We start from the raw sequence: 22605 nt of genomic DNA, 5'->3' as shown, positions 1-22605 counted from the left end.
TATGGCGATCCGGCGCGGGCGCGGCGTTGCCGCGATCAACTATCCCACCGGCATGAATCTCGGCGGCGACCCGACCCAGGCGCTGGTCCATTCGACGCCGACCGGCAATTTCATGGTGACACTGTCCTCCGTCGATCTCGGCCAGGGCATGAAGCAGATCATGGCGCAGATCTGCGCCGAGACCATCGGCGTACCGACCGACCGCGTCGTCGTCGACACCGCCGACACCGACACCGGCCCGCACTGCATGGGCACCTTCGCCTCGCGCGGCACGCACCGCGCCGGCAACGCCGTCATCCAGGCGGCCAGGGAAGCGCGCCAGGTGATGCTGGAAGTCGCTGCCGAGGAACTGGAGGTCAACGCCTCCGACCTCGAGACCGACGGCCAGGGCAACATACTGGTCAAGGGCGCACCGCAGAAATCGATCTCGATCTTCGATGTCGCGCTGTCGGCGCATTTCAAGCGCGGCCGGTCGATATCGGGCCGCGGCATGTTCCTGATCCCGCGCTCCTACCCGGAGAAGGAGACCGGCGCGATGAAGCCCTCGACCTGCTACGCCCACGCCTGCACCGTGGCCGAAGTCGAGGTTGATGACGAGACCGGCGAAGTCACGGTTCTAACGGTCAAGAACGTGTTCGAGATCGGCCGCGCGCTGAACCCGAAAATGGTCGAACAGCAGCTGGTCGGCGGTTCCTGGATGGGCATCAGCCACGCGCTCTATGAGACCACCGAGCCCTATTATCCCAACCGCGACCATGGCGGCACCGACTTCAACCAATATCTGATGCCGGGTCCCGGCGATCTCGCGAAGACCGAGATCATCGTCCTGGAGCGACCTTCGGCGGATGGTCCTTACGGTGCCAAGGGGCCGGGGGAAATGTGCGCCAACCCGCAGATACCGGCGGTCGCCAATGCCGTCTTCGACGCGGTCGGCGTACGCATCGACACGCTGCCGATCACGCCGGAACGCATCCTGCGCGCGCTCAAGGCGCTAGCGGCGAACTGACATGCCCGAGCTCAACGCCGAGACTGTCGCGACCTCGCCGGAGGCGGTGGCGCAGCACCTTGCCGCCTCGCGCTACCTGGCCGACGACAGCCTTTCCACCGCCGTCTTCCTGGCGATCCGGCTGGGCAAGCCCCTGCTGCTCGAAGGCGCGCCGGGCGTCGGCAAGACCGAAGCGGCCAAGGCGATCGCCGAGCTGCTCGGCCGCGATTTGGTGCGGCTGCAATGCTATGAGGGTATCGACGCCGCGCACGCGCTCTACGAATGGAACTACCAGCGCCAGCTGCTCGCCATCCGTCATGCCGGCGAGCATGAGATCGACATCTATGACGACCGTTTCCTGATCGCCCGCCCGCTCCTGCAGGTCTTGCGGGCACCGGAACAGCGCGTGCTGCTGGTCGATGAGATCGACCGTTCCGACCATGAATTCGAGGCGCTGCTGCTGGAATTCCTCTCCGACTTCCAAATCAGCATTCCCGAGCGCGGCACCATCCGCGCCGCCGCCCAGCCGATCGTCATCCTGACCTCGAACCGCACCCGCGAACTCGCCGAAGCGCTGCGCCGGCGCTGCGTCTACCACTGGATCGGCTATCCCGACGCCGGGCGTGAGGCCGCCATCATCATGCTGCGCGCCGGCGATGTCGCCGAGGCCACCGCGCGCGCCGTGGCGGCAGCCGTCCAGACCATCCGTGCCCGGCCGCTGGCCAAACCGCCCGGTATCGCCGAAGCGGTCGAATGGGCGAATGCCGCAACCATCCTCGAAAAAGGCGGCAGCCCGTGGCCCGAAGCCTTCCGCCGCGCCATCGGTGTGCTGATCAAGGACGAGGAGGACCTCTCCTACATCGCGCCCGAGCTCGGCCGCATCGTCGAGGAGGCGCTGGCGTGAGGGCGCTGCCTAGCCCGGCCGCGCACTTCCTCGGCTTCAGCCGCCTGCTACGCCGCCATGGTTTCGCCGTCGCACCCGAACAAATCTCCGGCTTCATGCAAGCGGTGACATTACTTGGCCCACGCTCGATGTCTGACATCCGCGAGGCCGCCCTTGCCACACTGGCGCCGCCACCCGATCGCCGCGACGAATTCGAGGTCCACTTCCAGAGCCATTTCTACGGCAACACTTCAGTCGTGGTCGAAGGCGAAGCGGACGAGGAAACCCGCATCAAGGATGATGGCAGGGCCGACGACGAGCGGATCGAAGCCGACCAAAGCCAGGAAGGTGGCGAGCTATCCTCGGCCCTTGAACAGTTGAGCACACGCGACTTCCAGCGCGACGACGACAGGCTGACCGCCTTTCGCCGAAAACTGTCCTCCGCGTTGCCCGCCCGCCGCTCCTTCCGCACCGTGCGCACCCCTTCGCGCGGCAAGCTCGATCTGCGCCGCTCACTCAGGGAAATCGTCAGCGCCGATGGCGACGTGCCCTCGCCGTTGCTGCGCCGCCGCCAGACCGTGCCGCGCAAGCTGCTGCTCTTGATCGACGTCTCCGGCTCGATGAAGCTGCACACGGCGGACTATCTCAAGCTGGCGCACGCCGCCGTGCAAGGCGCCGGCCGCGCCGAGATCTTCACCTTCGGCACGCGGCTTACGCGCATCACGTCGGCCCTGCGCATCCGTGACCGCGATCAGGCACTGGCTCGCGCGGCAGCCCAGGTCGACGACTGGGACGGCGGCACCCGCATGGGACCGGCGCTGCTTGCCTTTCTCTCCGTGCCGCGCTTCTCGTCCTTCGCGCGTGGAGCAGCAGTCATCATCCTGTCCGACGCGCTGGAGCGCGGCGATCATGCCGAACTGGAGACCGCGATGCGGCGGCTGAGCGCCCGTGCCTTCCGGCTGTCGCTGGCCACGCCTTTGGCCGGCGACGCGCGCTTCCGGCCGGCAACGGCAGCGCTCCGTGCCATCCTGCCTGATCTCGACGATCTCATCGACGGCTCGTCGCTGACCAGCCTCACCGATTTCATCCTGTCGCTCGCCCGCCCTGCCCCCACGGCATCGACAATCTGGAAAAGGGTATCGTGATGCAGAAAGCCATCGACGCGCATTTCCACATCTGGCGCCAGAAGGATCAGCCCTGGCTGGTCGGGCCGATGGTGCCGCGCATCTTCGGCCCCTACGAGCCGATCCGCCGCGACTATCCGATCGGCGAATTCCTCGAGGACCAGAAAGGGTCAGGCGTCGAGAAAGCCGTGTATGTCCAGACCAACTGGGCCAAGGAGGATTTCGAGAAGGAAGTCGCCTTCCTGCAGACGACCGCTGACGAGACCGGCTGGCCGCATGCCATCGTCGGCTATGCCGACATGACGGTCGACGATGTCAGGCCTCAGATCGACCGGCTGATGAAATACAGGCTGCTGCGCGGCGTGCGCATGCAACTGCACTGGCACGAGACCTCTGCCTTCCGCTTCGCCGCCTCGGCCGATCAGGTCGTCGACCCCAAGGTGCGGGCCAATGTCGCGAGACTAAAGGATTACGGCCTGTCCTTCGACCTGCAGCTCTTCCCCGCCCAGATGAAGGACGGGCTGACGCTGGTCGGCGAGAACCCCGAGACCAACTTCATCCTCACCCATGCCGGCATGCTGACCGGCGTGGATCAGGAAACCACCGAGGCCTGGAAGGCCGGACTTCGCACGCTGTCGGCAGCGTCCAATCTCTATGCCAAACTGTCCGGTCTCGGCACCTTCGTCCACCGCAACGACCCGGCGCTGATTGCCTATATCGTCGACAACGCCATCGATATTCTGGGCGCGGATCATCTGATGTTCGGCTCGAATTTCCCGATCGAGAAGCTCTGGACCAGCCATGCCGAGTTGATCAAGGCGCACCGCGATGCCGTGGCGAAACATGGTGAGGAAGCCGAGGCCGACATTTTCTGGAACACGGCCGAAAAGGTTTATCGGCCGGTATAGCGCTCTCTTCCCTTCTCCCCTTGCGGGAGGTGGCCTCGCGAAGCGAGGTCGGATGAGGTGCTCGAGGGAACACCAACGCCTCACTCCGCTGGAATATCCCTCATCCGTCCCGGCGCTGCGCGCCGATCCACCTTCCCCCACAAGGGGGAAGGAAGACGCCGCCACAGAACCCTTACTGCGTCGGCAACATGCCTTCGACGTCGCTGGCCGCGTCATTGATCGCTTCCTTGGGCGAGGCCGACTGGTCGACGATGCGCGACAGATTGTCGACGATCGTCTGCGTCACCTTGACCCCATTGGTGCCCGGGAAGGCATACCACGGAATCATCCGCGGCATCTGGCTGAGCCCGGCCTGGAACAGCGGGTTCTTCTTGTAGAAATCGCCGAGATACTCGGGAGACTTCGCCGCCAGCTCGTTGTTGGGGACATAGCCGGTACCCGGCACCACGACGGAGGCGCCATAGGGGCCGGCGGCGAATTTCGCGAACTTCCAGGCGGCCTCCTGCTTGGCCGGGTCCTTGGTCAGGATGACCACGGCATTGCCGCCGGTCGGCAGATGGCCGTTCACCGGATCGATCAGCGGGATCTTGGCCGTGCGCAGCGTGAACTTGTCGCCGACATTCTTGATGGTGTTGACCAGCGCACCGGTGGTCTGGAATTCGAAGCCGACCTTGCCGGCCGCGAACGCCTGTTCGCCCGCCGGCTTGGTGAAGACCGGCATGCCGCCTTCCTTCGCCATCCGCTCGAGGGTCTCCACCGCCTTCTCGCCTTCCTGCCCGTTGAAGGCGACCTTGCTTTCGTCCTCGTTCAGCATCTTGCCGCCGGCGCCGAACAGCAGCGCCGAGAACATCCAGTCGTCGCCCTGCCAGCGGAAGTCGATGCCGTCGATGCCATTGCCGAGAGCCTTGATCTTGCCGCCGAGCGCGATGACCTCGTCCCAGGTCTTGGGCGGATTGTCCGGATCGCCGCCCGCCGCCTTCACCAGGTCGGCGTTGTAATACATGATCGGATTGGAGGTGGCGAAGGCGAGGCCGACCTGCTTGCCGTTGACCTGCGCCAGCTTCAGGATCGTGTCGGAGAAGCCGAGCTCCGCCATGTTGCCTTCCTTCTTGACCAGCGGGCCCAGGTCGACGGCAACCTCGCGCTCATTGAGCATGCGCAGGCGGTTGAGACCAATGAAGGTGATGTCGGGCATCTCGTCGGTGCCGGCTTGGCGAAGGATGGTCTGGATGCCCTCTTCATAGGTTGCCGACGGGCTGGCGAACTGGATCTTGATGTCGGGATTTTCCTCCATGAACTTCTTCGAGATCGTGTCCATCACGTTCTTGAAGAAGCCGGGCATCGGGTAGTGAACCGTCAGCGTCGTCTCGGCATAGGCGGGAAGGGCCGCCGCCAGCGACACCGCTGCGGCGGCGAAGATCCTGGAAATATGCTTCATCGTTCGTGCTCCTTGTTGGTCCGGTCAGCCTTTGAGACCGGTCATGGTGATGCCCTCGACGAAGCGTTTCTGCGCGAGCAGGAAAGCGGCGGCGAGAGGAAGGGTTATGATCAGCGTGGCGGCCATCAGCGCGCCGTAGTCGTCGCCGGCCTCGGCGGCGCGGAAATACATCAGGCCGAGCGGCGGCGTGGCGTAGGCCTGCTTGCTGACGACGATCAGCGGCCAATAGAGATCATTCCAGTGCGCAACGACGGAAAAGATCGCGAAGGCGGTGACCGCCGGCCATGCATTGGGCACGATGACGCGCGCCACGATACCGAGTTCGGACATGCCGTCGAGCCGTGCCGCGTGCAGCAGGTCGTCGGGCATGGCGCGGAAGAACTGCAGGAACATGAAGATCGCGAACACCGATATGGTGAAGGGCGCGACCAGCGAGGTGTAGCTGTTCAAGAGCGACATCCTGTCGAAGGCGACGTAGAGCGGCAGCGCCGTCGCGTGGATCGGCACCAGCAGGCCGAGCATGACCAGCACCATCATCAGCCGCGCGGCGCGGAACTTCAGCTTGGCCATCGCATAGGCGCAAGGGATCGCCACCACGACCTGGAAGAAGAAGATCAGGCCGCAGACGATGACGCCGTTCCACAGCAGCGTCGCCATCGGCACCTTGGCAAACGCCTTGGCGAAGTTCTCGGCGAAGTAGAAATGCTGCGGGATGAGCGCCAGCGATGAGGTGAAGATGTCGCTCTGCGTCTTGCCCGCGGTCGAGATCATGAAGATGTAAGGCGCAAGGATCATCAGCGCGCCGAGCGAAAGCAGCGCGAAGCGGATGATGCGGCCGGCCGGGATGCTGCTCATGTGTAATGCACCCGCCGGTCGAGCACGCGGTATTGCAGAAGCATCAGCACGACCAGGATCGCCAGGAAGACGACCGTCATCGCCGAGGCGTAGCCGACGCGCAGATAGACGAAGCCCTCCTGGTATATGGTGAAAAGCAGCACTTCGGAGGCCTTGTTGGGGCCGCCGTCGGTAAGCATCTTCACCGTTTCGAAGACCTTCACCGCATTGGTGATGCTGATGGTGACGACGAACAGTGTCGTCGGCCCGAGCATCGGCCAGGTGACGAGGAAAAACCGGTCGAGCGCCGATTTCGCGCCGTCGACATGGGCGGCGGCATAGAGCTCGCGCGGGATCGCCGTCAGGCCTGCCAGGAACAGCACCATGTTGAAGCCGACCGACTGCCAGATGCCGATGATCGACAGGCTGTAGAGCACGGTGTTCGACGCGCCGAGCCAGTTCGGGCCGGGAATGCCGGCAAGCGAAAGCAGCGCGTTGAGCGGCCCGATCGTCGGGTGGAAGATGTATTGCCAGACGGTCGCCATGGCGACAATCAGCGAGGCGACCGGCAGGAAATAGACGGTGCGGAAGAAACCGCGCGCCCGCACCTCGCCTTCGATCAGCAGGGCAACCCCGAGGCCAAGCACGATCGACACCGGCGCGACGATGGCCGTATAGACCGAGGTGTTCCACAGCGACCGGCGGAAGGTGCGGTCGTTCAGGAGATGCGCGTAATTCTCGAAGCCGACGAAGCGAAACTTGCCATAGCCGAGCTCGAAATCGGTGAAGCCGAGAAAGATGACGGCCGCCACCGGCAACAGCACGAACAGCAGCAACAGCACGATGGCCGGCGCCGCCAGCAGCCAGGCGGTCCTGTCCTCGCTGCGCGCACGCAGTGCCGCGGCCCTCGCGACATTGCCCGCCAGCGCGACGCTAGACATAGGCCGGCTCCTGCCGCGCACCCGCCGCGACGCGCAGCCGCTTTCCTTCCGGCCCGAAGACCATCGCCTGCTCAGGGGCCAGGACGAGGCCCACCTTCATTCCTGCGATCAGGTCCTTCGCCTCATGCGGTGCCAGCTTGGCGACGACGGCGTCGCCGGAGGCCTCGAGCCGGCAATGGGCAATGACTTCCGAGCCGAGGAACTCGAGCCGTTCGATCATCCCGGCAAGGCCGCTCCGGCCGCTGGGAGACAGTTTGACGAATTCCGGCCGGATGCCGAGGCTGACCGGGCCATTCGCCACCTTCTCCAGCAAAGCCAGCCGGATGCCTTCGAAGCCGACACGGCCGTTTTCCGCCCGCGCCGGGATGATGTTGATCCGCGGCTGGCCGACGAAACGCGCGACCTCGATATGGGCGGGATCGTTGTAGATCATGTCCGGCGCGGCGAGCTGCAGCAGATTGCCGCCGATCATCACCGCCACCCGGTCGGCCATCGAGAGCGCCTCGGCCTGGTCGTGCGTCACATAGAGCGTCGGCACGCCGGCGCGGCGGTGCAGTTCGACGATCTCGCCGCGGGCATGGACGCGCAGATTGGCATCGAGGTTGGAGAGCGGCTCGTCCATCAGGAAGATGCTGGGATGGCGCACCATGGCACGCGCCAGCGCCACGCGCTGGCGCTGGCCGCCCGACATCTGCCCCGGCTTGCGGTCGAGCAGATGGTCGATCTTGAGCAAACCCGCCATCTCGCGGACATCGCGCGCGATGCCGGTGCGAATATCCTTTTGGCCGGGCAGCAGGGGGCCGACCAACGGCAGGCGCTGCGACCGGCTCAGCCGCTTCATGGCGAGCGGCACGGCGATGTTCTGCCCAGCCGTCAGATGAGGGTAGAGCGCGTAGGACTGGAACACCATGGCGATGTTGCGGTCGGCCGCGGCGACCGGCGACATGTCCTTGCCGCCGACGAAGATTTCGCCGCTGTCGGCATGGTCGAGCCCCGCCAGAATCCGCAGTAAGGTGCTCTTGCCGCATCCGGAAGGGCCGACGAGCGCGATGAATTCGCCGGCTTCGACATCGAGGCTAACGCCATTCAGAATGGCGTTGCCGCCAAAGGATTTTTTCAGGCCGCGAAGCGACAGCGCGCTCATGACGCCACCCGCTTTCGAACCTTGTGCGCCTCGTGCGGATAGACCTCGGCCACCACGTCATCGAGGACGTAAGCCGTCAAGCCGGGTATGGCGACGATCTCGCTGGCGACGGTGTCGCCGAATTGATGTCCGAGTTGATGGATGACGGCGCCAAGCAGCCGCTCCCCCGGCATGTCGCGCTCCATGTCACCGACCACGAAGGCGGCCGACGGCCCCCATACCAGCGAGGTGTTCTCGTAGTGGCTTTGCCATGCCCGGTGCAGGTGGCCGCTTGCGAACAGCGCGACATCATGCGCGGCGATCAGATCGTAGAGGCGCTGGCGCTGCGCCGGCCTGACGCTCCAGTAGCCGGTGTCGCCCTCGCCGGGCGCATCGACGAACAGCGGCTTGTGGGCGAAGAGCGCGACGCTCCGGCCGCCGCGACTTTCCAGCGCGATGCGCAGCCAGTCGAACTGCCCCTCGTCCTCCGCATCGTCAAAACCCATCAGCAGGCTGTCGAGGCCGATGAGGCGCCAGCTCCCGGTGTCCTCCATCCAGTAGTCGGGCCCAACCAACCGGCGCCAGCGCTCGAGGCGTCCGGCATTGACCGGCTGCAGCGAGCCCGGCAGATGGCCGACATCGTGATTGCCGGGCACCAGCAGCATCGGGGTGGAGATTTCCCGCATCAGATCCATGCAGAAGGCGATGTCGTCATCCTTGTCGGCACCGTCGACGCTGAGGTCGCCGGTGTGGATGACAAGGTCGGCGCCGCTCTGCTCGATCCAGGCGGCGAGCGGCGCCCAATTGCCGTTGAAATGCGGCTTGGTCGGACTGAAATGGGTGTCTGTGATCTGAACGATTTTCATGCCGGCTCCACCACACGAGCCGCGCCCCCAGGCAAGCGGCATCGCATGGGGCTTCCTTAGTGCCGTTCCATGTCACTTCCTTAACAGCGGCCGGGATAAACCGCGCAATTGCAGGCAACGGTCGTCGAAGAGCGCCGGAGGCACGCGCCGTAACGCGGAAACCGAAAAGATTTCAGCTACTTACCGCCGGTGCGCGACACATTGGCCGCCCTCACAATCTTGTGACGGCGCGCGAAAAGCTCACTTCACTTCGAATTGCGGATCGACAGGGATCTGCATCGCCGTCACCAGATGGTTGGTCTGGCCCGCCAGTCCGATGATCGAGATCAGTTCGCCATGCTGCGCGTCGGTCATGCCCTTGGCCCGGGCCGCCGCCGTATGCGAGTGGACGCAGTAGGAGCAGCCATTGGCGGTCGACACCGCGATGTAGATCATTTCCTTGGTCAGCGGATCGATGGCGCTGTCCGCCACCATCACCGCCTTCAGCTGTTCCCACACCCGCTTCAGCGACGCCGGATCATTGGCCAGCCCGCGCCAGAAATTGTTGACGAAATCCGACTTGCGCGTCGCCCTGATATCGTCGAACACGGCCTTGACCGCCGGGATTTTTTCGACCTCGGCATCGCTGAGCAGTCTTGTGGTGGCCATGGAGGGGTCCCTTCGTTTTTGAATCAGATTCTGAGCAGACACGCCCAATCGATTGGCTCGATTCACTTTCCCGGCGCCGGCGTCGAGATTCAGGTCAGGCCGAGTCGAAAATGGTGGCTTTCGAGAACCGGAGCGGAGCGTACTGAAGTACGTGAGCAGGAAGCCGCCATTTGCAGGCCGGCCTCACCTGAATCTAATGCACCGCCGCATACATGATCTTCTCCTCCGTCGCCTCCGCCGGCGAAAACTCTTCGACGATGCGGCCCTGTCGGCACACCAGAATCCGGTCCGACAGGTTCATGATCTCCGGCAGGTAGGACGAGATGACGACGACGGCCAATCCCTCATCAGCCAGCCGGTTGATGATCTGATGGATCTCGGCGATGGCGCCGACATCGACGCCGCGCGTCGGCTCGTCGAAGATGACGATGCGCGGCTGCTGCACCAGCCCCTTGCCGATCACCACCTTCTGCTGGTTGCCGCCGGACAGTTCGACCACCCTGGCATTGTCGTTGATAGCCTTGATGTTCAGCGTCTTCGTCCACTCGGCCGACAGCTGCCGCATCTCCTGCTGGTTGATCACCCAGGCCTTTTCGCGGCCCGCGGCGAGCAGCCCGCCGAACAGGTTTTCGGCAATGCCCATTGTCTCGAAGATGCCTTCGCTCTTGCGGTCCTCGGTGACGTAGACGATGCCATCGGCTACCGCCTCGCTCGGCACGAGATAGCGCACAGGCCGATCGTCGAGCTCGATCGCGCCGCCGCGCAGAAAATCGCGCTTGTAGATGCCCGACACGATCTTGAAGGTCTCGGTGCGGCCGGAACCGATCAGCCCGAACACACCGGTGATCTGGCCTTCGAAGATCGAGAAGGAATTGTTGCGCACGACATTGCTCATCGAAATGTCCTGCACCGACAGCACCTTCTTGCCGGCCTTGCGCAGTCTGGCCTCGTCGCGCTGACGGTAGATCTGCCCCGACAATGTGCGCCCGACCATGGCGGCGACGATCTTGTCGCGGTCGAAGGCCGACGTGTCGTCGGTGATGACCAGTTCGCCGTCGCGCAAAACGGTGATGCGATCGGCAATGGCCAGCGCCTCTTCCAGCGCGTGGCTGATGAAGACGATGGAGACGCCGCTCGCCTTGAGCCGACGGATCAGCGCGAAGAAGTGGCGTTTTTCCTCCGGCGTCAGCGTCGCCGTCGGCTCGTCGAAGATGATGATCTCGGCATTGTGGTGGACAGCGCGCGCGATCTCGACCATCTGCCGCTTGGCCGCGCCCAGCGTCGCCACCATGGCGTTGGGATCGACGGGGAAATTCAGCGACTGCAGGAATTGCTGTGCTGAAATATACGTGCCGCGCAGCCGGTTGAGGAATTTCTCAGTGCCGAGATAGAGGTTTTGCGCCACCGTCATCGACGGCACCAGGCTGGTTTCCTGGAACACCATGGCGATGCCGGCCTCGAGAGCCGCGTGCGGCGAGGCGTAGGCGATCTCGCTGCCCTTGTGGAACATCTTGCCGGAGGTGGCGTCGACCACCCCTGCGATGATCTTGGTCAGCGTCGATTTGCCGGCGCCGTTCTCGCCGAGCAGCGCGTGGATCTCGCCCTTGCGCAAGTCGAAGCTGACATTCCTGACCGCGGGCACGCCGCGATAGTTCTTGGTGACGTTCTCCAGATGGACGATCGGTTCCATCAAAAACCTCCCGAAGCGAGGTCGACAGCCAGAACGCAGTCGCCGCCCTTGGAGGCGATGAACAGCCGGCCGGCCTTTTCCGTCACGCTGCAGATGCCGTGGCGTGTGCCGTTGGCGCGGCTGTGCAGGCTGAATTGCGGCTGCATTTCTGCGTCGAGCTTGACCACCAGCCCGTAGGAGCGGCTCGGCGACCATGGCTTGTGGATGCCCATGGTGCGGATGCCGCCGCACTGCAGCGGTTCGAGGAAGCTGCGATTGGAGGCCAGCGCCGGTGCGATCCAGTAGGCCGGCGGCACCTGGCCGATCATGTCCTGGCGATAGTGCGTTTCCTGCAGAACGAATTCGATCAGCCGGTTGCGCGGCGCAAACAGCGCCAGCCAGGCGCCACCGTCGCCGGCCGGCGCAAGCCGCGCGGGATAGCCGGGCAGATGCGTCAGCACGGTTGACCGGCTGCCCGTAGCGCCGTCGAAGCGGATGAGCTGATGGCGCCAGCTTTCGCTGACTAGCACGTCACTGCCAATTGGATGGAGCCCATAGGGAAAGGCGAGATCGGCGGCCACCTTGCGGAACTCGCCGCCTGTCGCGTCGCGTTTCCAAAGCGAACCGGACGCACCCTTCTTCATCAGGTCGGCCGCCCATTGCGACGGCGCATGTTCGGCCGAACCGTTGGCCAGCCACAGCGTGCCGTCTTCGGCATAGGCAAGTGCTGTGATGCAGCTGAGATCAGCCGGCAGCGAAAGCTCCTTGCCTGATACCAGCAGCTTGCCGCTTTCGAGCGCCACCGTGACTTCGCCCGATGGCGACCCGGCCAGCGCCGCGATGGGCGACGGAAAGGTCTCGATCACCTTGGGCTCGGCTCCGGCGGCAAGCGAGTAGACCGCGTTGCCGCTGGAGGCGAGCAGCCGATCGCCGGAGACCAGTAGATTGTCAGGCTCGCTCAGCTCGGCAAACGACGATGCATGATCGAGCCGCGTGTTGGGCCGGAAAGCGCCATCCAGCGGTGGGATGGTGACCGCCTTGCCGCGAAACATATCCAGGATCGGATCGAGGATCATGGTTTTGCTCCCCAATAGGAAGCCGGGCTGGTCCAGTTCGGGTCGGCGCCCGATATTTTGTAGCGGCCGACGCGGTTGTTGAGGATGCCGCCGACAAAGAGAAAGCCCTTGTGTTCGCGCATTGAGGTGACCATCGGATGCGCGGCGCCGGAGAGATCGCCCAGTGCCTCGACGATGCCGCCCTTCTCGTTGAATTTCACGACGCCGCCGGTGTTGATATTGGGAAACAGCCACTCGTCCTGCGGCAGACGGCGCGTCATGCGCTTGCGCATGTCGGGATGGCGCAGCGACAGGTCGAAGCTCGGCGTGCGCATGCCGAGCCACGCCATCCAGTAATTGCCGTCGGAAGCGCGGTTGATGTTGTCGGGATAGCCCGGCATGTCGCGGATGACGCATTCGGCGGTGCCGGCCTTCGGCCCTTCCAGCCAGTAGCGATGCACGCGGCAGGCCCAGCTTTCGGCGAAGAACAGCGATTTGCCGTCATGCGCCATGCACACGCCGTTGGTGTAGCGGAAGCCGTCGAGCAGGGTCTTCGTCGACCCGTCCCTGGGGTCGTGGACCAGCAGCCGCCCGGTGGCGCGGTTCTCGATCGAGTCCAGCGCCCAATCATGGGCGTCGTAGCGCTTGGTCGAGTCGGTGAAATAAATGCGCCCGTCGGGCGCGATGTCGCAATCGTTGGGATCGCGCAGCCGCGCATCGTCGACGATCGAGGTCCAGGAGCGCGCGGTCTCGGCCGACAGCCGTTTTACTTCCCGCTGCGGCGAGACGGAATAGAGCCCCATGGCGCCGACGCAGCTGATCAGATTGCCTGTCTTGTCGAAGGCCAGGCCCAGCGGGAAGCCGCCAATATGGGCGAACACTTCCGACCTGACATAGTCCGGCGCGAAGAAACGGACGATCTCGCCATGACGGGTGCCGCAATAGAGATGGTCGTCGCGGTCGAGGATGACGTCCTCCGGCCCTTCCAGTTCGCCAAGCCCAATATGGTCGGCCGCCGACAGCCGGTTGTCGAGTTCGTAAGGCGTGCCGGAGCCCGGTACCGCCGATTGTGTCAAGCCCATCTTGAGGTAGACCGGCGCGACATAGACTTCGTTCAGCACCTTATGGCGGTTCTTCAGCCAGCGGATGTCGATGGTCACCGCCACCGCCAGCATGATGCCGAGCACCATCTGGTTAGTGCCGGTGCCGTAGCCCAGCCGGATCAGCCCGTTGGTCATGGTCAGGACGATGATGGCGCCCATCAACCCCTTGATCACCGAGCCGCGCCCGCCGCCCAGGCTGACGCCGCCGACCACCGCCGCCGTCAGCGCCATGATCTCGAGGTTGAGCCCGGTGCCCGGCCCTGCCCCGCTCAAGCGGCAGGCGATGAGAAAACCGCCGATCGAAGCGCAGAAACCGGAAAAGACATAGGTCATGAACACGGTGCGGCGCACGCGGATGCCGGCATTGTGCGCCGAGCGCCTGGAGCCGCCGACCGCCAGCACATGCCAGCCCGGCCGCGAGCGCGTCAGCGCGATATGAGTGACGATGGCAAGGATGATGGCGAGCCATACCGAGACCGACAGGCCCCAGAAAGTGCTGTCGCCGATGAAGTCGAGCACGTCCGAGGCGGCGGTCGAGAGCTGCACGTCGGCGGCATAGCTGGTGACGAGGATGTCGAACAGCGCCCGCCCGAAGATGAAGGTGACCAGCGTGGTGAGAAAGGCGCGCAGCCTGAGGTAGCCGACGAGGTAGCCGTTGATGGCGCCGAAGATCAGGCCGGTGGCGAGCGAGGCGGCCATCGCCAGCCAGATCGACTGTTCGACAATGAAGAAGACATAGACGGCGGAGAAACAGGACAGCGCGAAGATTGAGCCGACCGACAGATCGATGCCGCCGCCCAGCATCACCACCGTCATGCCGGTGACGACCATGGAGAACTCGCCGAGCTGGCGGGTCGATTCCTGCAGCGCGTTCAGCTTGAAGAAGCCGGGAATGATCGAGCCGAAACTCGCCAATGTCACCACCAGCGCCAGGAACGGAATGGCGTTGTCGGTCCAGCGTTTGGTCAGGATCTCGCCGACCAGATGGTCGGGCACGAGATTGTAGCGCCAGGACTGCAGGCGTTCGCGAAAGGACATTGGCCGCCGTTGATCAAGAGAAAGAGGTGGCCGAACTGATCCGGCCACCTCGTGGAGTCTATTCGACCGCGTCGCTTACTTCGCCGCCGCTTCGGCCTGCAGCGCCTTCAAATCCCAGCAGCTGTCGGGCTTGAGGTCGGCCTTGGTCGTCGCCTTCTCCAGCGTGTAGATGTAGGTGTGCGAGGTGCCGGCCGGCTGGCCGCTCTGCAGCAGGAACTTGATGATGGCGTTCATGTCGCCCGACTGGCGGGCAAGCTCGGTCATCACCACGGCGCCATAGGTGCCGTCCTGAAGCTTGTCGCAATCGGCGGCTTTTTCACCGCCGCCGGTGGTGACCAGGAACACCTTGCCGTCGAGCTTGGCGTCGCGGATCGCGGCCGATGCGCCGGTGGCGTCACCATCCCAGAAATCGATGATGGCGCAGATGTCCGGGTTCTGCTGCAGCATCGTCGTCGTCACATTGCGCGAGGTCGTCGCGTCCCAGTTGGAGTCGGGCTTGGCCACGACCTTGAAGTCGGGATGCTTGTCCAGCACCTTCATGATGCCGGCATACTGATAGAGGCTGGAAGAGTTCGCCTGGTCGCCCTGCACCAGGCCGATTTTCTTCGACGAGTTTTCGCCGCAGCCCTTGATCGCCGCTTCGGCCTCGAGTTGGCCCAGGCGGTCCCAATCGCTGCCGACGAAGGCGTCGGCCGGGAAGTTGGCGGGGTTGTCGACCAGAAGCACATAGGTGCCGGCGGCCTGCGCCTTCTTCATCAGCTTGGAATAGGAGTTGAGGTCTGGTGCGTGAATGATCAACACGTCGGGCCGGGTGTCCGACGAGATGGCATCGGTGATCGCCTGCGCGCCGGCGTCGACCACCCAGTTCGGATCGCGCGTCTCGAACGTGCCGCCCCAGACCTCGACCTCCTTCTTCAGATAGTGCGCCCAGCCTTGCGCCAGATCGAAGCCCATCGCCAGCGGCACCAGCATGACGCGCTTGCCCTTGAGCGCCTGTGCGTAGGCCGCCGGACCTGGATCGTCGGCGGCAAAGGTCGGCGCCACGAAGGCGGCAACGGCGAGCGCCGTTGCGGCGGCCATAAGTGTCTTGATCAGTCTCATGTCACGTCCTCTGGTTCGGTTTTCATTGCCGGCCGATCGTCGCGATCGCGCCGGGTACCCCGAGCAAGATGGGCTAGCCCATCTGCTCTAAATGTCGCCCTGTTGTGCGGTCTGTTCGTCGCGCGGATTGATGATGCCGTCGACGATGATGGCCCCGAGCAGGATCGCCGCTTTGATGAGGTTCTGGTAGAGCAGCGGAATGTCGATGATGGTCATGGCGTTGAGCAGGATGCCGATCAGCGCCGCCCCTACCAGCACATTGCGTACCCCGCCCCTGCCGCCAGACAGGCCGATGCCGCCGATCACCGCCACCAGCACGATGTCGTAGAGCAGCGTCGAATTGACGATGCGGGTGTTGATCGAATGCAGGCTGGCCGCGGTCAGCAGGCCGGCGATCAGCGCGACGAAAGCCGAGAGCACGTAGCGCAGCACCAGCATCGGCCGCACCGGAATGCCGATGTTGCGGGCGGCGACCGGATTGTCGCCGGCGAAATAGATGTAGCGGCCCCATTTGGTGTAGCGCAGGAACAGGAAGAACAGGAAAGCCAGCCCGGCGAAGACGAACACCTCGATCGGGATATCGAGAAAGCGCAGGCCGCCCAGCAGCTCGACCCAATGGCCCTGCGGCACCGGCACGGCGTCCTGCGTGATCAGTTGCGAGCGCACATAGCCGAAGACGAAGGAGCCGGTCGCCAGCGTCACGAAGATCGCCGGCACGTCGGCATAGGCGACGAGAAAGCCGTTGAGCAGGCCGATGGCGAGCACGCCGGCCAGCACGTAGGCGAAGGCCAGCCCGTCCGAGGTTCCGGTGTTGAGCAGTTGCAGATACCAGGCGACCGACATCGCCATGATCGCCACTGCCGACAGGTCGATGCCGCGCCCGATGATGACGACCGCCATGCCGAGCGCCAATATGCCCAGCACCGACACCGACCTGACGATGGCGACGAGGTTGTTGGGGTCGATGAAGCCCGGCAGGCCGATGGCAGCTGCAACGAACAGCACCACGGCGATGGCAAAGACAATGCCTTCCTGATTCAGGCTCCTGAGATTTAGCCAGCCGATCGCATTCATGTCTGCATTTGCCCCGATGGCAGCGCTGCCATCCCGAAAGCAAAAGCTAATCGGCTCTGCGCCACTTCGTCAAATGAATCCGCGTTCAGAACGCGGCCTTATGCCGATATTCGCCGAGTGGACGCATCGATTGCCAAAACTGGCGCAATGCCCGGAAACTCCTGCATTTTTGGCAATCGATTGCGCCATCGCAGCCATTCGCGAGAGTGCAGCGTCAAGGCGAAAGGATGAGGCGGAATTTATCTCCGCATCAGGCGAGAAAATCCGATTTTCAATTCCCCGGCGCGTGGCCGGAAACCTCGGCGCCCGCAGCTGGCGGCAGCACCAGAAAACGCAGCGCCGCCACCAGCCCGATGGCGCCGATCACGAAAAAGGCGATTCGAAAATCGACGAGGTCGAGCGACGGTTGCGCCCTGGCGATCTGCGACAGGTTGAGGATCGCCGCCGCCACGGCCACGCCGAACAGCATCGCCACCTGCTGCAGCATCGAGGACAACGTCGCCGCCGAGCTGCGCTGCGCGGCGTCGATATCGGCGAAGGCCAGCGTGTTGAGCGCGGTGAACTGCATCGAGCGCGACAGGCCGGCGATCAGCATCAGCGCCACCACCAGTGCCTGCGGCGTCTGCGGCGAGATCACCCCGCAAGCCATGATCGAGGCCGAGGCGATGATGCCGTTGACCACCATCACCAGGCGGAAACCGAAACGCCGCAGCGTTGGCGTCGTTACCGTCTTCATGCCGAGATTGCCGAGGAAATAGGCCAGGATCATCAGGCCGGCATCGACAGGCGAGAGGCCGAAGCCGAGCTGGAACAAAAGCGGCAGCAGGAACGGCGTGGCGTTGATCGCCACCCGGAAGATGGTGCCGGCGGCAAGCGTCGAGATGGCGAAGGTCAACACCTTGAACGAGGAGAGGTCGAGCAGCGGATGCGGAGCGCGCCGCAGATGCCGCACCGCCAGCCAGCCGATGACGACCCCCACCGCGATCAGCGCCGTGGTCGGCAGCACGCCATCCTCGGGATGCGCGATGCGCTCGAGACCGTAGAGCAGGCAGGCGAGCCCGAGCGACGTCAGGAAAAATCCCGGCCAGTCGAGCGGCTTCGGGTCCGCCTCGCGGTCGCCTGGGATGAAGCGGGCGACCAGTGCCAACCCGATCAGCCCAAGCGGGATATTGATGAAGAAATTCCAGTGCCAGGACAGATAGGTGGTGATGAAGCCGCCAAGCACCGGACCGACCACCGGCGCGAACAGCGCCGGCCAGGTGATCAGCGCGGTGGCGTTGAGCAGCTCGGATTTCGACGCATTGCGCAGGACGAGAATGCGGCCCACCGGCGTCATCAGCGCGCTGCCCAGCCCCTGCACGGCACGTGCGGCAACGAATTCGGTCAGATTTTGCGAGAAACCGCAGGCGAGCGAGGCCAGCGTGAACAGCGCGATGGCCAAGAGGAAAATGTTGCGCGCGCCGAAACGGTCGGCGAGCCAGCCCGACAGCGGCACGAACACCGCCATGGTCAGCATGTAGACGGTGATGCCGATGCTCATCGCCACCGCCGGCACGCCGAAAGACTGGCCCATCTGCGGCAGCGAGGTCGAGATGATCGTCGAGTCCAGCAGTTGCATGAAGAAGGCGATGGCAACGATCAGCGCCACGCGGCGCGCATTGGTGGCCGTTTCCGGCAAGGCCTCGGTCTCGGGAATGGCAGTCATTTCGGTGCGGTTTGAACAGCATTTAGCCGGCGGCGTCCAGACACAGCGCAACAAACTTTCGTGTCGCGTCGCGGCCTGCTATGGGATGCGCGGGTGATCGAGGAAAGTGCGCGCGCAAAATGAAGCCCATCTATATCGACTATCTCAATGCCCTCGACATTGAAGCGCTTGCCATGACCGACGGCGAAATCATTGCCGCGGTCGAGGCTGGCCTCGTCGCCCAGGGCAAGGGCCAGGCGGTGATCGAGCCGCGCGTCCATCTCGAACCGGACCCATCCTTCCACGGCCATTTCAATGTCTTGCGCGGCTATGTGGCGCCGCTCGACACGGCGGGCGTGAAGATCGTCGGCGACTATGTCGACAACTATCTGCATGGCCTGCCCTCGGAATTCGGCATCCTCAATCTGTTCGATCCACGCACCGGCACGCCGCGCGCCATTCTCGACGCCACCATCATCACCGACATGCGCACCGGTGCGGTCACCGCGATCGGCGCCAAGCATCTGGCGCGCAAGAGTTCGAAGGTGCTGGCCCATATCGGCGCGCGCGGCACCGCCTACTGGAACGTGCGGCTGCTCGATCATCTCTTCGACTTCGATGAAATCCGCGTCCATTCGCGCCGCTCGGAAAGCCGTGACGGCTTTGCCGCCAAGCTCTCCGCCGATCTCGGCAAGACGGTCACGGCCGTAGCCGACTGGAAAAGCTGCGTCGAGGGCGCCGACATCGTCGTCGAGGCCTCACGGCTGCCGGAGCCACAACCGCTGCTCAAGACCGAATGGATCAAGCCCGGCGCGCTGGTCGTGCCCTATGGCACGATGAGCGCGGTGGAACTGTCGCTGACCGACATCATGAAGAAGATGGTCGTCGACGATTGGGGCCAGTGCAAGGGCGGCAAGTTCGGCTCGCTGCGCGCCCATGTCGAGACCGGACGGCTCAGCGAGAAAACGCTGCATGCCGAGCTCGGCCAGATCGCCGCCGGCCTCAAGCCGGGCAGGCAGAGCGACGACGAGACCATCCTGTTCTGGCATCGCGGCCTGTCGCTCTCCGACATTGCACTGGGCAAGGCGATGCTCGCCAAGGCAGGAGAAAAAGGCATCGGCCAGAGGCTGCGTTTCGCATGAGCGCGCTGGTCCTCACCGGAGCCGGCGTCAGTGTCGGTGATGTCGCCACCGTCGCCCGCCAGGCGCGCAAGGTAGAGATCGGACCCGAAATCATCGGCAGGCTGGACAAGGCGCGAAAAGTGCTCGACCAGGCCGCCGCCTCAGGCCAGCAGATCTACGGCCTGAACACCGGGCTTGGCGCCAATCTTGGCACCTCCGTCGAAGGCGACGCCAGCGCCTTCCAGCGCCAGTTGCTGCAGGGCCGCAGCGGCGCGGTCGGCGAAACTCTGCCGGTCGAGGCCGTGCGGGCCACCATGGTCGCCCGCGCCTCGATGCTGGCGGTCGGCGGCTCCGGCCTGTCGCCCATGGTCTTCGTCGCTCTGGTCGACGCGCTCAATGCCGGCGTCCATCCGGTGATGCCGTCGCTCGGCTCGATCGGCGCCGGCGACCTTTTGCTTATGACCGCGCTTGCCCGCCTGCTGATCGGCGAAGGCGAAGCCGACTATCAGGGCCGGCGCATGCCGGCGGCCAAGGCGCTGATGATGGCCCGCCTCGCGCCGATCAGCCTGCCTCCCAAGGACGGACTGTCGCTGATCAACGCCTCGGCGGTCTCCGCCGGCAGCGGTGCCCTCGCGATCACGGATGCGCTGTCGGCGCTCGCCCAGCAGCAGCAGGCCGGCGCGCTGACCATGGAAGGTTTTGGCGCCAACCGCACCATTCTCGATCCGCGCCTGCAGATGGCGCGGCCGGCTGCCGGGCAGCAGGAGGCGGCGAAGGCCTTGCACGACCTTCTCGCCCGCGACGAGATGCCGGCGCCCACGACGATTCAGGACCCGTTGTCGATCCGCTGCATGCCGTCGATCCACGGCGCGCTGATCGAGGCGATCGGCCACGCAAAGAGTGCTGTCGAGATCGAACTCAACGCCGCCGCCGACAACCCGCTGGTGATCGGCGACGACGAACTGGTGATGTCGACCGGCAATTTCCACACGGCCTCGCTCTCGCTTGCCTTCGAGACGCTCGGCCTGGCCATCGCGCAATGCGCCGCTGGCAGCGTTGCCCGCTTCATCCAGCTCACCGGTTCGGGCCGCAACGGCTTGACCAAATATCTGTCGCCCATCGGCGGCGCCTCGGCCGGTTTCGTGCCGCTGCAGAAGACGGCGACATCGATCCTGGCTGCCATCCGCCACAAGGCCAATCCGGTGATGCTCGACTTCCTGCCGGTTTCGGAAGGCGTCGAGGACCACGCGACCCAGTCGCCCCTCGCCGTTTCGAAATGCGCCGGAATGATCGCGCTGTGGCGGCGGCTGATCGCCTTCGAATTGATGGCTGCCGCCCAGGCCGTCGACCTGCGTGAAGGGTTGACGCTCGCGCCGCGCACTGGCGCGATCTATGCGGCGGTGCGCGCGCATGTATCGATGCTGAAGGACGACCGGCCGCTGGGGGCCGACGCCGAGGTGCTCCACGCCATGCTCGCCGACGGAGCATGGCAAGGCGCTGCGGCGGTCGGCAAAGAAATCGAATAGTCAGCTCTTTGCGTCTACCCTTTTCATGAACAGGCTGAGCTCGGCCGGGTCCATGCGCATGACGTGCCTGTCCTCGGGATAGGCGCCGCTGTTGACGTCGGCGACATATTCGGAGAACGCCGCCACCCGCTCCGCCTGCAGCCGGTCATACTCGGTGGCGAAATTGCGATAGACCTTGGAGTGACGCGGCATGTGGCCCCGGTTCTGGCCGAGAATGTCGTCGGCGAACAGATATTGCGCGTCGCACCCGGTGCCCGCCCCCATCGACAGCATGATCAGCGAGGTGCGCTCGGAAATCGCCTTGGCCACCTCGACCGGCACCACCTCGATCTCGGCGCCGACAGCACCGGCGGCCTCCAGCTGCTTCACCGCTTCGAAAACCTGGATGGCTGTGTCGGCGGTTTTGCCGACCGCCTTGAAGCCGCCGGTCCATGTGGCGCGCGACGGAATGAGGCCGACATGGCCGATGACGGGAATGGCATCGTCCGCCATGCGCTTGATGGTGGCGTAGCCGGCGCTGCAATAGACCGCGTCGGCGCTTGCCTTGTAGAGCCGGAAGGCCCAGCGCACGAAATCATCCGCCGTGCCGATCTCGAAGAAATTCTCGCCCGGCATGGTGAACAGGCTGGGCGCGGCATCGCGATATTGCGGGTTGAGCACCAGTTCGGGTGGCACCGAGACGATGTCGACCCCTGCCCGCTCGGCGGCCTCCGCCTCGTCTAGGGTGAGCACGCGCAGCATGGTCAGCTGGCGCTTGCCCTTCATCGCCCGCAGATCGGCGACGGTCGGTCTCTTTCGGCTCATTAATACGTCCCCTTTGAGATGCTGGATCGGTTGCCGCGCGTCAAATCTGGATCATCACCTTACCGGCCTCGATCTTCACCGGATAGGTCACAAGATTGACGCAGACCGGCGCGCCCTTGGCGGCACCTGTCTTGTAGTTGAACCGGCCATTGTGCTTGGGGCATTCGATGATGTCGTCCATCACCAACCCGTCGGCCAGATGCGCCTTCTCATGCGTGCAGTAGCCGTCGGTGGCGAAGAACTCGTCATCGGGCGAGCGGTACACCGCGAAGGTGCGGCCGCCATGGTCGAAGCGGATGACATCCTCTTCCTCGACATCATCCACCGCGCACGCTTCAACCCAATCGGCCATCTCGTTCCCCTGCAAAATTCGCGATCGCTATTCGGCCGCAGCCGACATATCGACCTCGTGGAACTCGCCGCGATAGGGCCTGGCCGTCGGCGGCAGTTCGCGCTTGAGATAAAAATCCTCGTATTTCAGCTGCCTGAGCAGCACCGGCCAGACCTCGCGATAGGCGTGCCACATCGACGGGTTCGGTTCGGGCAGATCGTGTTTGATCAGCTCATGCAGCCTGGGCAGTGCGTGATACGGCACCATCGGGAACATGTGATGTTCGACATGGTAGTTCATGTTCCAGTAGATGAAGCGGCTGACCGGGTTCATGTAGACGGTGCGGGTG

21 protein-coding genes are annotated in these 22605 nt (G+C 64.4%); 6 read left to right on the top strand and 15 right to left on the bottom strand.

Annotated features, from left to right (window positions below; all coding sequences use genetic code 11):
* Nucleotide 1: 1 nt before the first annotated feature.
* From FJ546_RS31970 to FJ546_RS29945, 4 genes are read left to right on the top strand one after another with little or no spacing between them, the layout of a single operon-like run.
* Complete coding sequence (locus tag FJ546_RS31970; protein WP_140892804.1) at nucleotides 2-1006, top strand: molybdopterin cofactor-binding domain-containing protein; 1005 nt, start codon at nucleotides 2-4, stop codon at nucleotides 1004-1006.
* Between the two features lies 1 nt (nucleotide 1007).
* Nucleotides 1008-1889 (top strand): MoxR family ATPase, encoded by an 882-nt coding sequence (locus FJ546_RS29955; protein ID WP_140892802.1) that lies wholly within the window; start codon nucleotides 1008-1010, stop codon nucleotides 1887-1889.
* Between the two features lie 5 nt (nucleotides 1890-1894).
* Complete coding sequence (locus FJ546_RS29950; RefSeq protein WP_181168148.1) at nucleotides 1895-3013, top strand: VWA domain-containing protein; 1119 nt, start codon at nucleotides 1895-1897, stop codon at nucleotides 3011-3013.
* A complete protein-coding gene (locus tag FJ546_RS29945; protein ID WP_181168146.1) occupies nucleotides 3013-3900 on the top strand; it encodes an amidohydrolase in 888 nt (295 codons plus the stop codon). The genes FJ546_RS29950 and FJ546_RS29945 overlap by 1 nt, the downstream gene beginning before the upstream one ends.
* A gap of 172 nt (nucleotides 3901-4072) precedes the next feature.
* Here the strand turns inward: FJ546_RS29945 and FJ546_RS29940 are convergent, their stop codons facing one another.
* The 12 genes from FJ546_RS29940 to FJ546_RS29885 form a co-directional block, all read right to left on the bottom strand.
* Nucleotides 4073-5338, bottom strand: a complete 1266-nt coding sequence (locus tag FJ546_RS29940) for an ABC transporter substrate-binding protein (RefSeq protein WP_140892797.1) — start codon at nucleotides 5336-5338, stop codon at nucleotides 4073-4075.
* Between the two features lie 24 nt (nucleotides 5339-5362).
* Entirely contained in the window at nucleotides 5363-6193 is an 831-nt protein-coding gene (locus FJ546_RS29935) for a carbohydrate ABC transporter permease (protein WP_140892795.1), read from the bottom strand.
* On the bottom strand, nucleotides 6190-7113 hold the full coding sequence (locus FJ546_RS29930) for a sugar ABC transporter permease (RefSeq protein ID WP_140892794.1): 924 nt from the start codon (nucleotides 7111-7113) through the stop codon (nucleotides 6190-6192). The genes FJ546_RS29935 and FJ546_RS29930 overlap by 4 nt, the downstream gene beginning before the upstream one ends.
* A complete protein-coding gene (locus FJ546_RS29925) occupies nucleotides 7106-8257 on the bottom strand; it encodes an ABC transporter ATP-binding protein (protein WP_140892792.1) in 1152 nt (383 codons plus the stop codon). Before FJ546_RS29925 ends, FJ546_RS29930 begins: the two co-directional genes overlap by 8 nt.
* On the bottom strand, nucleotides 8254-9102 hold the full coding sequence (locus FJ546_RS29920; protein ID WP_140892790.1) for a metallophosphoesterase: 849 nt from the start codon (nucleotides 9100-9102) through the stop codon (nucleotides 8254-8256). Before FJ546_RS29920 ends, FJ546_RS29925 begins: the two co-directional genes overlap by 4 nt.
* A 240-nt stretch (nucleotides 9103-9342) precedes the next feature.
* Nucleotides 9343-9750 carry a carboxymuconolactone decarboxylase family protein gene (locus FJ546_RS29915; protein ID WP_095773837.1) on the bottom strand — a complete coding sequence of 136 codons (408 nt, stop codon included), beginning with the start codon at nucleotides 9748-9750 and terminating at the stop codon, nucleotides 9343-9345.
* A gap of 193 nt (nucleotides 9751-9943) precedes the next feature.
* Nucleotides 9944-11440, bottom strand: coding sequence for a sugar ABC transporter ATP-binding protein (locus FJ546_RS29910; protein ID WP_140892789.1), 1497 nt, complete (start codon nucleotides 11438-11440; stop codon nucleotides 9944-9946).
* Entirely contained in the window at nucleotides 11440-12495 is a 1056-nt protein-coding gene (locus FJ546_RS29905; RefSeq protein WP_140892787.1) for a hypothetical protein, read from the bottom strand. The genes FJ546_RS29910 and FJ546_RS29905 overlap by 1 nt, the downstream gene beginning before the upstream one ends.
* Nucleotides 12492-14615, bottom strand: coding sequence for an SMP-30/gluconolactonase/LRE family protein (locus FJ546_RS29900; RefSeq protein WP_140892785.1), 2124 nt, complete (start codon nucleotides 14613-14615; stop codon nucleotides 12492-12494). The genes FJ546_RS29905 and FJ546_RS29900 overlap by 4 nt, the downstream gene beginning before the upstream one ends.
* A gap of 75 nt (nucleotides 14616-14690) precedes the next feature.
* Nucleotides 14691-15716 carry a sugar ABC transporter substrate-binding protein gene (locus tag FJ546_RS29895; protein ID WP_140892783.1) on the bottom strand — a complete coding sequence of 342 codons (1026 nt, stop codon included), beginning with the start codon at nucleotides 15714-15716 and terminating at the stop codon, nucleotides 14691-14693.
* 87 nt (nucleotides 15717-15803) lie between these two features.
* On the bottom strand, nucleotides 15804-16790 hold the full coding sequence (locus FJ546_RS29890) for an ABC transporter permease (RefSeq protein ID WP_140892781.1): 987 nt from the start codon (nucleotides 16788-16790) through the stop codon (nucleotides 15804-15806).
* A 271-nt stretch (nucleotides 16791-17061) separates the two neighbouring features.
* Nucleotides 17062-18495 carry a DHA2 family efflux MFS transporter permease subunit gene (locus FJ546_RS29885; RefSeq protein ID WP_140892780.1) on the bottom strand — a complete coding sequence of 478 codons (1434 nt, stop codon included), beginning with the start codon at nucleotides 18493-18495 and terminating at the stop codon, nucleotides 17062-17064.
* Between the two features lie 119 nt (nucleotides 18496-18614).
* On the opposite strand from FJ546_RS29885, the gene FJ546_RS29880 reads away from it, so the two are divergent.
* Complete coding sequence (locus FJ546_RS29880) at nucleotides 18615-19616, top strand: ornithine cyclodeaminase family protein (protein WP_140892778.1); 1002 nt, start codon at nucleotides 18615-18617, stop codon at nucleotides 19614-19616.
* Nucleotides 19613-21121 carry a histidine ammonia-lyase gene (gene hutH, locus FJ546_RS29875; protein WP_140892777.1) on the top strand — a complete coding sequence of 503 codons (1509 nt, stop codon included), beginning with the start codon at nucleotides 19613-19615 and terminating at the stop codon, nucleotides 21119-21121. Before FJ546_RS29880 ends, hutH begins: the two co-directional genes overlap by 4 nt.
* On the opposite strand, the gene FJ546_RS29870 is transcribed toward hutH, so the two are convergent.
* The 3 genes from FJ546_RS29870 to FJ546_RS29860 form a co-directional block, all read right to left on the bottom strand.
* Nucleotides 21122-21925 (bottom strand): 3-methyl-2-oxobutanoate hydroxymethyltransferase, encoded by an 804-nt coding sequence (locus tag FJ546_RS29870; protein WP_140892775.1) that lies wholly within the window; start codon nucleotides 21923-21925, stop codon nucleotides 21122-21124.
* A 40-nt stretch (nucleotides 21926-21965) separates the two neighbouring features.
* A complete protein-coding gene (locus tag FJ546_RS29865) occupies nucleotides 21966-22277 on the bottom strand; it encodes a MocE family 2Fe-2S type ferredoxin (RefSeq protein ID WP_095787828.1) in 312 nt (103 codons plus the stop codon).
* Nucleotides 22278-22304: 27 nt separating this feature from the next.
* Nucleotides 22305-22605: fatty acid desaturase (locus FJ546_RS29860; RefSeq protein ID WP_181168145.1), on the bottom strand; the 301-nt coding region annotated here is incomplete at its 5' end.

It is taken from the genome of Mesorhizobium sp. B2-4-19 (assembly GCF_006441315.1).
Lineage (GTDB): Bacteria > Pseudomonadota > Alphaproteobacteria > Rhizobiales > Rhizobiaceae > Mesorhizobium.
This window is presented reverse-complemented; position numbering and strand designations above follow the sequence as displayed.